Genomic DNA, 14,095 nt, shown 5'->3' with positions numbered 1-14,095 from the left:
TAAAGTGAAACCATTAGAAGGTTTGTTAGTATTAGAGTTTGCTCAGTTTTTAGCAGGACCATCGGCAGGATTAAAATTAGCCGATTTAGGCGCTCGTGTGATTAAAATTGAGCGTCCTGTAAAAGGAGAAGCTTGTCGTCAATTAAGTATTAAAGATCTTTTTGTTGATGAAAGCAGTTTGCTATTTCATACTATAAACAGAAATAAAGAATCTTATGCCGCTAATTTAAAAGATCCAGAAGATTTAGAACAGGTTAAAAAGTTAATAGCTAAAGCAGATATTATCACCCATAATTTCAGACCTGGAGTTATGGAGAAAATTGGTTTAACATTTCAAGATGTTCTCGCTATTAACCCTAAAATTATTTATGGTGTTATTACGGGGTATGGAGATAAGGGGCCGTGGGCTAATAAACCGGGACAAGATTTATTGGTGCAATCGCTTTCAGGTTTAACTTGGTTGAGCGGAAAAAGTATGCAAGGGCCAGTGCCATTTGGATTAGCTGTAGCCGATTTAATGTGTGGAAATCATTTTGTTCAAGGGATTTTAGCGGCATTACTTAAGCGAGCTAAATCCGGAAAAGGGGTTTTGGTAGAAGTAAGTTTGTTAGAGTCTATTTTAGATGTTCAGTTTGAAGCACTAACAATCTTTTTAAATAATGGAGGTGTTTTGGCCGATCGCGGAAATGTTCGAGGTAGTGCACATGCCTTTTTAAGTGCGCCATACGGTATCTATGAAACTCAGGATGGCTATTTGGCTTTAGCTATGGGAGATTTGAATTTTATGGCAAAGGTTTTAGATGTCGATTTAGGTGAATATACAGAAAAAAAAACCTGGTTTAAAGAACGAGCGGCTATTCGAGAAATTTTAAGTGAAAAAATAATAACAAAAGATTCAGGTTACTGGATTGAGATCTTAAGAAGTAATGGACTGTGGTGTGAAAAAGTGTTAGATTATAATCAGTTGAATAACAGGGCTTTTATGGGAGAACTTAAATTGAAACAGGAAGTAAAAAATGTAGAAGGAGAAACACTGATAACCACAAGGAGTCCTATTCAAATTGATGGACACATATTTACATCTGCAAAAGCAGCACCTAAAGTAGGTGAAGATAATGAAGCGATTTGTAACCAATTTTTAAATAATTAAATGAAGCCGTTAGAAGATTATTTAATAATAGACTTTAGTCAGTTTTTGTCTGGCCCATCGGCTAGTTTGCGATTGGCAGATATGGGGGCTCGGGTTATTAAAGTAGAAAAACCAGTTACTGGTGATATCTGTCGAAGTATGTATACTTCAGATTTGATTATGAATGGGGAATCATCCATTTTTCATACGATAAATAGAAATAAAGAATCCTTTGCGGCTGATTTAAAACATCCTGAAGATTTAAACCATATAAAAACGTTAATCACTAAAGCTGATGTGGTTATGCATAATTTTAGACCTGGCGTTATGGAACGTATAGGCTTAAGTTATGATGATGTGAAAGTACTAAATCCTAATGTGGTTTATGCTGAGATTTCAGGCTATGGGTTGCACCCGGAGTTGGTTGGTAATCCTGGTCAGGATTTATTATTACAGTCATTAACCGCACTTACATGGTTAACAGGAAATGCCGATGATGGTCCCGTTCCTATGGGTTTATCTATTGTAGATATGTTAGCCGGAGCCCATTTGGCTCAAGGTATTTTAGCTGCATTATACAAGAAAGCCATTCAAAACACGGGAGCCTTAGTGCAGGTGAGTATGTTGGAATCTGCCATCGATTTTCAGTTCGAAACCATTACAACCTATTTTAATGACGGAGGCGAGTTGCCGGAAAGAACAAAAAGTAATAATGCACATGCTTATTTAGGGGCGCCTTATGGTATTTACAAAACAAAGAATGGATATTTGGCTTTGGCTATGGGATCCATTCCTGTTTTGGCTGAGCTTTTAAGTTGTGAGGCTTTATTACAATTTCCGGAAAATAAATTTAGTCTTAGAGATGAGATTAAAACGGTTTTAGCGAATCATTTAGAAACACAGGATACATCGTATTGGTTGAACATTTTAGAGCCTGCGGATATCTGGTGTGCTGGTGTTTTGAACTATCAGGAATTGTTTGAAGAAGATGGATTTAAAGTCTTGGATTTTGTACAGAAAGTAACCATGGGTGATGGGTATTCTTATGATACTACACGGTGTCCGATAAAAATTGATGGAGAGCTTTTAAAGTCAGATAAAGGGTCGCCTAAGTTAGGTGAGCATACCGATAAAATTTTAAATGAATTCATAGGTAATGGATAAAATAAGGATAGCTGTTCGGAAATTCGAGCCTTTTGAAACGACATTACAAAAGCTGTGGGATAGGTTTTGTGAATCTCGTAATATTGAAATAGAGGCTGAAATGATTCCGTTAGAGCTTCATGATTTATATGATGAAACATTAACAAAAAAAGGATTGCAAAATGGTAGTTGGGACATAGCCCATCTTAATACCGATTGGATTTTTGATGCAGTTAATGCCGGTGCTGTTGAAAACATGTCAGCGTTTATAAAAGAGCAAGCTCCAGATAATTTTCCGGAAGGATGGCATGAGTCTTTATTACATCTTCAGCAAATAAATGAAGGTATCTATGGGCTTCCGTTTCATGATGGTCCCGAATGTTTGATTTTTAGAAAAGATTTGTTTAATCATGAAGAAGAACAAATTCAATTTAAAAAGAGGTATGGGTATGATTTAAAGCCTCCAAAAACTTGGAATCAGTTTGTGCAAATGGCTCAATTTTTTAATCGCCCTGAAGAAAACCTATATGGTTGTGTTTTTGCAAATTACCCAGATGGGCACAATATGGTGTTTGATTTCTGTTTACAGTTATGGACAAGAGGAGGGGCGCTTGTAGGTGACGAAAATAAGATAAATATCAATCAACCAGAAGCTATTAAGGCTTTAGATTTTTATAGAGCAATTGTTAACAATGAGACAACAACGCATCCTAAATCAAAAGAATTTGGTTCGGTAGAAGCAGGAATGGCTTTCGCTAAAGGAGAAGCCGCAATGGCTATCAATTGGTTTGGATTTGCCTCGATGTGTGAAGTTATAAAAGAATCGAAAGTTAAAGGGAAAGTTGACATTACCGAATTGCCACATGATAGTAATTATAGTTCAGCATCCTTAAATGTCTATTGGCTATATACGATTGGCAAGGGAAGTAAAAATAAAAAATTAGCCTATGATTTTCTTCGGTTTGCAACCTCCGTTGAAAGTGATAAATTATTAACCAATGAAGGTGGTATTGGTTGTAGAAAATCAACTTGGAATGATTCTGATATCAATAAAACCATACCTTATTATCATAAATTGGGAATGTTGCATGAAAATGCATTAACATTACCTCAGACCCCTATTTGGCCTAAGGTGGCAGAACTTATAGATCAAATGGTTCTTAAGGCTATTAATGAAAACATCGCATCAAAATTATTATTAGAAGAAACACAAAAAAAGATTAACGAAATTACTAAAGAATGAATGTTACCTATAAACCATTATTACCAGAAACAGAACAGCCTATTGTTATAATTGGAGCTAGTGGTATTGTTAAAGATGCACATTTGCCGGCTTATAAGATGGCCGGTTTTAAAGTATTCGGTATAACCAATAGAACGATTTCTAAAGCTCATAAAATGGCTGAAGATCATGGTATAGAACATGTTTTTGATACGGTAGCTGATTGTGTTAAACATGCGCCCAAAAATGCGGTTTATGATATCACAGTCCTTCCAGACCAGTATGTTGAAATTTTAGAACAATTACCCGATGGGGTTGCTGTTTTGATTCAAAAGCCAATGGGTAACGATTACAAACAAGCCAAAGAGATCGTAGAGGTTTGTGAACGAAAAAATTTGGTTGCCGCTATAAATTTTCAGTTACGTTTTGCTTCATTTGTGAGTGCAGCAAGAAGCATTATCGATCAGGGGCTAATTGGCGATTTGTATGATTTAGAGTTTAAAATAACGGTGCAAACACCTTGGGAATTATTTCCGGTTATAAAACAACACCCACGTTTAGAAATTTTATTTCATAGTGTTCATTATATAGATTGTATTCGTTCGTTTTTAGGAGAACCCAAGCGTGTTATGGCAAGAACATGGAAACATCCTTTAAAGGATTTATCTTCATGTCGATCAACTATTATTTTAGATTATGGAGATACCATGAGTGTTAAAATAAATACCGATCATGATCATGATTTTGGAACAGATCATCAGGAAAGCTATATAAAATGGGAAGGGACAAAAGGTGCTATTAAGGCAAAAATGGGACTGTTAAAGAATTATCCTGATGGATTGCCGGATGAGTTTCACTATATCATAACAGAAGAAGGAAACCCTAATGAATGGAAAACACTTCATTTAGAAGGATCCTGGTTTCCGGAAGCTTTTGTTGGGACCATGTCTAATTTAATGCGATTTAAAGAAGGGTCTGCTGATGTATTGCATACAAGTGTCCAGGATGTTTTAGGCACAATGAAAGTTGTGGAAGCTTGTTATCAAAGTAATAATGAAGGTGGCGTGCCATTAGATCAAATAGATTAAAAGAAAAAATATAAATAAACTTACTATTATAAATTACAATGTATTTTAAATCAACATTTTTTGAAGATTATCAATTAAATGATAAACGTATTACTTTGGGCAGAACGATTACAGAAACCGATTTTGTGGTACATGCCGGTCATACTGGAGATTTTTTTCCGCATCATATGGATGAAGAATGGTGTAGAACTCAACCTTTTGGTCAACGTATTGCGCATGGAACCATGATTTTTAGTATTGGTATTGGTTTAACAGCTTCAGAAATAAACCCTGAGGCTTTTTCAAAAGGTTACGACCGTATGCGATTTGTTAAGCCTGTTCATATTGGAGATACTATTCATTCCGAGGTTACTATTTCTGATAAAGGAGATTCCAAACATCCAACTATGGGCACTGTTACCGAACATGTTGAAATCATAAACCAAAAAGGAGAAGTGGTGTTGGTTTGTAATCATTTGTTGCTGGTGAAAAAGAAATCTTAAAATTTAATCATCTAATCGTCAGGCTTAATTTAAGCTTGATAAAACAATTTAAAATATAATGAGTGCACCTAATTCTTTACTAGGAACATTACTTCATGCAGTTGGAGGAATATCGGCATCGAGTTGTTATCTGCCCAGTACAAAAACTAAAGGCTGGTCGTGGAATACGTTTTGGTTAGCCCAATCTATTTTTGCGTGGTTTATAGTACCAACTTTATTGGCGTGGATAACTGTACCTGATTTTTTTAACATCTTATCTGAAGCCCCTTCGAAATCTTTTTGGATGGCACTTCTTTTGGGTGGAGTTTATGGTTTTGGAGGGATGTCTTTTGGGAAAGCAATTAATTATATAGGCTATTCATTAACCTATACTTTAGCCATTGGTATTTCTGCAGTCGTTGGGACTATTATGCCTCTAGTTGTTTTTGGTGGCTTAAACGATTTTTTTAATAAACCAGGAGGTAGCATTGTACTATTAGGAATGATACTATCTGTTATTGGAGTGTTTGTTTGTGGATGGGCTGGTTTTAAAAAGGAAAAAGATTTAGATGCAGATAAATTAAATAAGGCTGGATTTAATATGATGTTAGGTTTAGTGTTAAGTATTATTGCTGGGGTTTTGTCGGGTGTGTTTAACTTATCATTAGAATACGGTCAGCCAATTGCAGATATGGCTGCTGAGCACGGAGCAGGACAATTTGAAGGGAACGCGAAATTAGTAGTATCTACCTTTGGGTGCTTTATAGTAAACTTTGTCTGGTATATTATTTTAGGCATGAAGCAAAAAACACTAGTTGAATTCCGACCTAGTAAAGAAGATAATTATTCAAAAAGACGACTTATTAAGAATTGGCTATTATCCTCGTTAACAGGAATGCTTTGGTGTTTTCAGTTTTTCTTTTACGGACTTGGTCATGTTAAAATGGGGGAGTATCAATTTGCGAGTTGGGTACTACACATGTCGATGCTAATTTTCTTTAGTTACATTGTAGGCGTTATTATGAAGGAATGGAAAGGTGTTAAAAAAGAGACTTATACTTTATTGGTTGTTGGGTTAATTGTTTTAATTCTATCCTTTTGTGTAACTAGTTATGGTAGCTATTAATTGATTATTACTATAATCAAAAGAATCAGATGTTTAGCGTGATTAGTTAAGAGTAAGTTGATGTTGGGGTAACAATTTGATTTTTAACATTTTTGTTGATGTTAATTTGTAATTTATAAATATATTTGGTAATCGATTACATTTTGAAATTTTGTTAAAACAGATTTGTAAATACTTAAAGATAAAGAGTCTTAAAGCTGTGGTTTGTTTATTAATAGTCTTTGGCGCATATAGTTGTTTAGGACAAAATTATGAAACATGGGATTTAGTGTCATTAAGTAAGAATACTGTTGGACTCGAATTAAGTGGAAGTCCTAAAGTAGTTAGTTCCCCTCATGGTGAGTCTTTAAGTTTTAACGGTATAGATGATGCATTGTTTTTAAATCAAATGCCATTAAAAGATTTAGAAACTTTTACTGTTGAAATGATTTTCAAACCCGCTATCGATGGTAGTTTTGAACAGCGTGTTTTACATATGGGAGAGGTCTCTGGTGATAGAATGCTGTTAGAAATTCGAGCTTTAAACGGACATTGGTATTTTGACGGATTTGTTAAATCTGGAGAAAATAAAAAGGCATTAGTTGATGAGGCTTTGATTCATGAATTGGGAGTTTGGCATCACGTTGCTTTCGTAATTGATAAACATAGATTAACCACCTATGTGAATGGCGTAAAGGAATTGCAAGAGGCTTTTGAGTTCAGCCCAATACAGACAGGAAGAACATCAATAGGCGTCCGGCTAAATAAAAGATCGTGGTTTAAAGGGGATGTTTTCAAAATTAGAATAACACCAAAGGTTCTAAAACCTAAAGACTTTATGTCTTTTGGAAAAATCAACTAAACCTAGAAACTAAAACTAAATAAGATGAAGCTTGCTCAAAAGCTAATTATTTTCAGCTTTACTAGCGTATTTGCTTTTGCGCTTAACTCTCAAACTAATTTTTCGAGAAATGTGGTTCTTGAGACTATGCTAAATGCTACAAAGTATATGGTAGAAGATGTTAGTTATAATGGAGGCTACGTATGGTATTATATGCCAGATTTTTCAAGACAATGGGGTGAGATGGAAGCTTATAAAACAATGGTTTGGCTCCAGCATCCAGGAACAATAAGTATGGGGCATGTGTTTTTGGATGCCTTTAGAGTTACCAAAAACGAATACTATTATCAAGCCGCCGAAAAAGCGGCATCAGCAATTATCTGGGGTCAAAGTTATGAAGGAGGCTGGAATTATATGATTGATTTTGCAGGTGATCGATCTTTAAAACAATGGTATAATACCATAGGTAAGAATGGTTGGCGATTAGAGGAATTTCAACATTATTATGGGAATTCTACATTTGATGACGATGTCACTTCGGATGCAGCACGGTTTCTTATGCGTATGTACTTGGAAAAGATGGATCCGAAATATAAACCAACAATAGATAAGGCTATTGGTTTTATTTTGAAAAGTCAATATCCTAATGGCGGTTGGCCGCAGCGCTATCCTTATGTTAAAGGGTTTGAAACCGATAGATTTCCTGATTACACACCGTTTTACACATTTAATGATGATGTGATTTGGGAGAATATTAATTTTTTAATGCAATGTTATTTGGTTTTAGGTGAGGAGCGCTTTCTGGAACCTATTTACAAAGGCATGAATTTTTATAAGCTTTCTCAGGAGGAGTGCGGGGCATGGGGGCAGCAGCTAAATATGAATATGGAAACAGCAAGTGCCAGAACTTACGAGCCCGCAGCCTTTTTGCCAAGGACAACATGTGAAAGTGCTTTGTTATTGATCAAATTTTATAGACTAACTGGGGATAAAGTATTTTTAGAGGGAGTACCTAAAGCGATATCCTGGTTAGAAAACGTAAAATTGCCTGATGATAAAATTGAAGGGCATCGCAGCTATCCGACTTTTATCGATATCAAAACTAATAAACCAATTTATGTGCATAGAAGAGGTGCAAATGTTGCAAATGGAGAGTATTATATAAATGAAAATGATAAAGACTTACTTGCTCATTATTACGGAAAAACTTATGTGCAGTTAGATTATCTGAAGGAAGAATACGATATGGTTTTGAGTATACCAGAGGAAGAAATAACTAAAAATTCTCCTTTAAAACCCAAACAGTTTAATGAATCAGAAACGCCACAGCGATTTTACGATTTAAATCGGTATGTGTTTAATTTTGAAATTGATGAAGGAAAGATTCGTAAAGTTATTAATGATTTAGATGGTAAAGGTCGTTGGCTAACAACTCGAGCATACATTAGTAATCCGTACATAGGTAATCCTAAATATACGGAACCTACAAATCAATATTCAACAACTCGTGTAGGAGATAAGTTTGATACTTCTCCCTATCCAAACACAACAGATCAAGAGTATATTTCAACAGGAACATACATTAGAAATATGAAACTGTTGATAAATTATATAAATAACAAATGAAAAATAAATACAAGTTTAAAATGAAAAAGAAATTTTTAAAAGTATTAATGTTAGCAGCTTCTGTTTTTTGGGGATACGCTCAAAATCCGGTAGTTAAAATTGATTTTGATGAAGCTAGTAGGCAGACGTCAGAGGTGAATGATCCTGATTATACATCATGGGCTGTGCCTACTGAGTTTTCAGATAGTAAGATTATTAATGGTGTAACCTTTACAGTTAGCAAGGCTGGTGATTTTGGATATGCTGTAGGTAGTAATTGGTATAAGGCAGGAGTACAATCTCCAAACTTTGCATATTTACTAGGGGATGGTGTCACTGTTAAAGGATTTGATGCTAATCAGGGAGGTCAAATAGAACTCCGTATTAGTGGTCTGGAATCCGGGAACCATACCTTGCTGGTGTTTTTAAATGCTACTGATAGTGAGACAATATCATACAGTCCTATAGATGTTTCAGTTGATGGTAATTTAGTTTTTGATGATGTGATTCCAACAGTTAGGGCTCTTTCTCCAGAAACGGCAAGATCAATATATTTAAATTTTGAAGCTACAACAGGGAATGATGTAGTTATTTTATTTTCAGCTGAAACATCTGGAGATGAAACACAAAAAAATGTGATGATTAATGGGATTGAGTTGAATACTCCAAATATATTTTATCAGGCTACAAACCCAATTCCATCACATAATAATGAACATGTTGAGTTAAATTCAGGTAACATTTTATTAGAATGGACACCAGCTCCTAGTGCTGTAAAACAATATGTTTATTTTGGTACAGATGAGATGATAGTTGATGAGGCAGATACAAGTTCAGCAGAATATAAGGGAAGTCAGGGCAATGCAAATAATAGTTATCAGGTTAACGGGTTGTATACAGGAGATACTTATTATTGGAGAATTGATCAGGAAACTTCCGAGGGTTTGATAACCAAGGGTAATGTGTGGCGTTTTAGACCGGCACAATTGGCTTTTCCAGGAGCTGAAGGCTATGGTCGATTTGCTCGTGGAGGACGTGGAGGAAAAGTGGTGGTTGTTACTAATTTAAATGATAATGGACCTGGAAGTTTAAGAGAAGCGGTAACGAATGATATAGGTCCAAGGACTATTGTTTTTAATGTGTCTGGTATTATTCAATTACAATCGCGTTTGGTTTGTAATCAGCCATATGTGACAATTGCAGGGCAGACGGCTCCCGGTAAAGGAATTACTATTAGATCTGCTCCCTTTGGTGTTACAGGAAATGATAATGTAGTACAAAATATTAGAGTTAGGTTAGGAGGAGGGCAAACATATGATGGTATGGGGCTTACTGGTGCTAACCACAGTATAATTGATCATTGTTCAATTAGTTGGACAATTGATGAAGCATTTAGTTCTCGAGGTGCTCAAAATATTACGCTTCAGCGTACCTTAATTTCTGAAGCTTTAAATGCAGCTGGACATGATAATTATGAATATGGAACGGAGCATGGCTATGCGGCATCTATTGGAGGTGATATAGGAAGTTTTCATCATAATCTGTTAGCTCATAATTATGGAAGAAACTGGAGCTTAGCCGGAGGTTTAGACGGTAATGGTTATTATTCAGGATTGTTAGACATCACTAACAATGTGGTATATAATTGGGGCTCTAGAACAACCGATGGGGGAACTAAAGAATTAAATTTTGTTGGGAATTACTATAAACCTGGTCCAGGTATGCAATTGGAAAGATATGCATTAACTGTAGATCATGAGAATGTTGGAATGGGAATGCAACGTGCTTATTTTGCAGATAATGTGATGCCTGGATATTTTGATGAAACGAATCAAGAATATGGAAGAAGATCGAGAGACTCAAATGGGGCTGTTACAGAGTATGAAACCTTTGTTGATACACCATTTTTTCCTTCTTACGTAACAACACAGTCGGCAGAATTAGCTTATAAATTGGTGCTTTCAGATGTAGGGTGTAATCAACCTGTTTTTGATGACCATGATATTAGAATGATTAATGAAACACTTAATGGTACGTATTCTGTAACAGGGAGCTATACTGGTAAAAAAGGCTTTCCAGACGATGAAGCCGATGCAGGAGGGTTTGAAGATTATCCGGTTATAACAAGAGCTGCCGATTGGGATTCTGATAGTGATGGATTACCAAATTGGTGGGAAACTATTATAGGAACAAATGTCAACTCGCCGTCGGGTGATTTCTCAGATGCTAATGCAGACGATAACGCTGATGGTTATACTAATTTGGATTACTATTTACAATGGATGTCTTTGCCGCACTTTAGTACAAATACTGGTGAAGCAATAAGTGTTAATTTACAGGAGTTATCACGAGGTTTTACAAATAACCCAACCTATCAGGTCTCTAACGAGGTAAATGGAAATGCAAATTTAACAGGAGATACTGTAGAGTTTACACCTTCAGCTAGCGGTTTGGCTTCTTTTGATTTTACCGTATCAGATTCGGATGGAGATAGTATGACTCGTACTGTTAATATTGTAAACGGGTATGATATAACCTTGTCTACTGAAATAAAAAAGCTAAGTGAAGTTAAAATTTGGCCAATTCCAAATAGAGGAACATTTTATGTGAATACAGGACAACGAGACGAAAATACAGAATATAAACTATTTGATATTTTAGGAAGAGAGGTTTCTAAAGGAATAATTAACGTAAATGAAACAAAGGAGATTAATCTTAATATGAAAGGGGTTTTTGTAATTAAATTATATGAACCTTCAGGGAAAATAATTTTACATACTCAAAAGTTAATTGTTCAATAAAAGATTGAATTTATGAAAGCAGATATATGAGATCCTTTTTTGTGAGGTTGCGTATATCTGCTTTTTTATTAACCCTAAAATTCTATTACAATATGAATTAAAAGTAAATAATCACCAACTAAACTAAACCATATGTACCGTTACTTAATACTATTCCTAACGTTTTTAGGACTCTCATTTTCTTCTAGCGCACAATCTTATAAGGGTGATTTATATCAGAACCTTGAATTTTATGGAGATTACATTCTTTACAAGGGGAAAGAGATAAAATTAGGGTCTCATGCCTTTTTTATCGACGGACAAATGTCGGATGCTGAGGTCGCAAAATACCCTTTTGTATTTAATTCTATTGTAGAAGCATCAAAACATTTAAACGATGGAACAGAGTCCAGTCCCATGGTTTTGTATATTGCACCTTGGGTATATTGGGTTGATGATCCCGATGATCCGGAAATTCGAATTCCAAAACCAGGTAACCCTGTGCCATTTGGTTTGGAGATTTCATGCGAATGGTTACGGTTTCAGGGGTTGTCTGAAAACCCAGAACATATTATAATAGCCAGTAACCGCGGACAAACAATGGGGGCAAAAGGTAATTTTACCATGCTGAATATTAAAGGTAATGGAACTTCTGCCGAGAATTTAACGTTTGGAAATTACTGTAATTTAGATTTAGTTTATCCGTTAAACCGCAAGCTAAATAGAAAAAAGAGAGGGTCTGCTATTGTTCAGGCGCAGCTAATTTTTTCAAATGGCGATAAGGTGGTTGCCAGAAATACCAGATTTATTAGTCGTTTAAATTTAGGACCGTTTTGGGGGAGTAAACGTACTTTGTTTGATGGTTGCCATTTTGAAATGACAGACGATGCGCTAAATGGTAGTGCTGTGTATTTAAATTGTAGCTTCGATTTTTACTCATCAAAACCGTTTTATAGAACAGATGGTACGGGATCTGTTTTTCTAAATTGTGATATTAATGCATTCACTCAAAACGTACAATATTTTTGTAAAAGCCGCGGGCCTGTTACTTTGGTGGATACGCGTTTTTCAGCAAAGGAACTTAATTACATAGGCTGGCGAGATATTCCGGATAAAGAAGCTCGGTATTATCAATATAATGTGAGTTTAAATGACAAGCCGTTGTTTGTTGGGGTAAAAGATGCCTACGCTACGGTGGAGATGACTGATAAACCTATTTTAAATGCATACAGATTTCAATATAACAATCACATTGTTTATAATACTTACAATTTACTTCGGGGAAATGACGATTGGGACCCCATGAAAGTTAAATATATGGTGAATAAAGTGGAAGAAAAGTCCGGTGAAGATTATTCTAATATACCAACTTTATTGGAAGTGAAACCTACTCAAAAAACGTTGGAAACAGGAAAAGATAGTTTGGTGCTCACACCAAAACTTTTTCGATTTGGAAACTTCGAAGTTGATTCAAAGGATGTTCAGTGGACAGTTTCATCAGAATATAAATCCTTTGTACAATTGATTGTAAATGACGATCAAACCTGTTTGGTTATTCCAACTAATAAAGAAGACGAAACAAAGGAGGTTATTGTTAAGGCATCCACATCTTCAGGTTTAGAAGCGGCAGCAGTGTTGTATATAAAACCTTCGTTTATTAATCCTCCTGATTTTATTGTTGCTCCAAAAATTCAAAATATAAAGCCTGGAGAATTATCATTACACTATGAATTGGATATGGAGTTTGAAGATGAATCTCTAATTTCATGGTATCGCTGTGTTGATGAAAAAGGAAACCAACCCATAGAGATATCTGTTTCAAGATTAAATAAACCTTTAAGAACATACCGCCTTAGTGTTGGAGATATTGGTTACAACATTATGGCTAGTATTCAACCTAAACATTTAAGGTGCTATCCAGGGAAAGCTAAAACAGTCATTTTTAAAAATAAGATTAAGCCTAGTGATGTAAAAAATGATCAACAGGTATTAATACCCAATTTTGAAGCGATGTCTACTAAATATCAACCCCAGGTAATACCCGGGTTTTGGAGTTTAGATAGTTATGCACCAGCCGATACGAATGAGTATAACTGGCAAGCCGATAATAGTAAAGATCCCTGGTATTATGGAGAAGGAATAAATGGAGCAGCAGGTACAAAAGGGTTTGTTCAGAATACAAAAGGGGCGCGTATGCGTTATCAACCGGTGGGTGAATCTTTTGGTGATATGAAAATAAGTTTTACCGCTGTTCCTTCAAAAACAGCAGGTCAAGGGTTTAGTAGTGCGCGCGCTCAGTATATGGATATTGGGGTTAAAATGGATGTCAAGGCGATGAATGGCTATGCATTACGATTGATTAGAACAACGAAGTATAGTGATGCAACAGATTTTATTCTAATGAAATACGAAAATGGCGTTGCTAAGGCTATTAGCGAACCAATTTCTACCTCTTGCTACAGGCCGAATTGTAAAATCACAATTGAAATTAAAGGTAACAAGTTAACTGCTCATGCAGAAAACACGAAAGGTTATTTCGCGAGTCATAAGGATAAATCCGTGGTTAATGAGGTGGATTTACAAACAGAAATTAAACCGAATACTTATGGTGGTTTAAGTTTTCAGCATACCGGAAGCGTAGGTAGTGGGGCCACATTGATTAAAAACTTAAAAATAGAATGGTACGATTAAAAAACTTAATAAGAATGAATAAAACTAAGC

General features: G+C 35.5%; 10 protein-coding genes. All 10 read left to right on the top strand.

What is annotated here, in order from left to right:
* Nucleotides 1-4 precede the first annotated feature (4 nt).
* The 10 genes from RBH94_RS03610 (at nucleotide 5) to RBH94_RS03565 (ending at nucleotide 14,065) form a co-directional block, all read left to right on the top strand.
* Entirely contained in the window at nucleotides 5-1,150 is a 1,146-nt protein-coding gene (locus RBH94_RS03610) for a CaiB/BaiF CoA-transferase family protein (protein WP_307882408.1), read from the top strand.
* Entirely contained in the window at nucleotides 1,151-2,293 is a 1,143-nt protein-coding gene (locus RBH94_RS03605; RefSeq protein WP_307882407.1) for a CaiB/BaiF CoA-transferase family protein, read from the top strand.
* On the top strand, nucleotides 2,286-3,515 hold the full coding sequence (locus tag RBH94_RS03600) for a sugar ABC transporter substrate-binding protein (RefSeq protein WP_307882406.1): 1,230 nt from the start codon (nucleotides 2,286-2,288) through the stop codon (nucleotides 3,513-3,515). Before RBH94_RS03605 ends, RBH94_RS03600 begins: the two co-directional genes overlap by 8 nt.
* Nucleotides 3,512-4,582, top strand: coding sequence for a Gfo/Idh/MocA family protein (locus RBH94_RS03595; protein WP_307882405.1), 1,071 nt, complete (start codon nucleotides 3,512-3,514; stop codon nucleotides 4,580-4,582). The genes RBH94_RS03600 and RBH94_RS03595 overlap by 4 nt, the downstream gene beginning before the upstream one ends.
* Nucleotides 4,583-4,620: 38 nt before the next feature.
* Complete coding sequence (locus tag RBH94_RS03590; RefSeq protein WP_307882404.1) at nucleotides 4,621-5,064, top strand: MaoC/PaaZ C-terminal domain-containing protein; 444 nt, start codon at nucleotides 4,621-4,623, stop codon at nucleotides 5,062-5,064.
* 58 nt (nucleotides 5,065-5,122) lie between these two features.
* Nucleotides 5,123-6,169 (top strand): L-rhamnose/proton symporter RhaT, encoded by a 1,047-nt coding sequence (locus tag RBH94_RS03585; protein ID WP_307882403.1) that lies wholly within the window; start codon nucleotides 5,123-5,125, stop codon nucleotides 6,167-6,169.
* A gap of 151 nt (nucleotides 6,170-6,320) precedes the next feature.
* Entirely contained in the window at nucleotides 6,321-7,010 is a 690-nt protein-coding gene (locus RBH94_RS03580) for a LamG-like jellyroll fold domain-containing protein (RefSeq protein ID WP_307882402.1), read from the top strand.
* 24 nt (nucleotides 7,011-7,034) lie between these two features.
* Nucleotides 7,035-8,615: a pectate lyase gene (locus RBH94_RS03575; RefSeq protein ID WP_307882401.1), complete on the top strand. Its 1,581-nt coding sequence runs from the start codon at nucleotides 7,035-7,037 to the stop codon at nucleotides 8,613-8,615.
* A 20-nt stretch (nucleotides 8,616-8,635) separates the two neighbouring features.
* Entirely contained in the window at nucleotides 8,636-11,395 is a 2,760-nt protein-coding gene (locus RBH94_RS03570) for an Ig-like domain-containing protein (RefSeq protein ID WP_307882400.1), read from the top strand.
* 132 nt (nucleotides 11,396-11,527) lie between these two features.
* Nucleotides 11,528-14,065 (top strand): hypothetical protein, encoded by a 2,538-nt coding sequence (locus RBH94_RS03565; protein ID WP_307882399.1) that lies wholly within the window; start codon nucleotides 11,528-11,530, stop codon nucleotides 14,063-14,065.
* Nucleotides 14,066-14,095: the final 30 nt, after the last annotated feature.

Source organism: Aestuariibaculum sp. YM273 (genome assembly GCF_030908365.1).
In the GTDB taxonomy this organism is placed as follows: Bacteria; Bacteroidota; Bacteroidia; order Flavobacteriales; family Flavobacteriaceae; genus Aestuariibaculum; species Aestuariibaculum marinum.
Note: the sequence above shows the minus strand (reverse complement) of the source record. Positions and strands in the feature narration are given on the sequence as shown.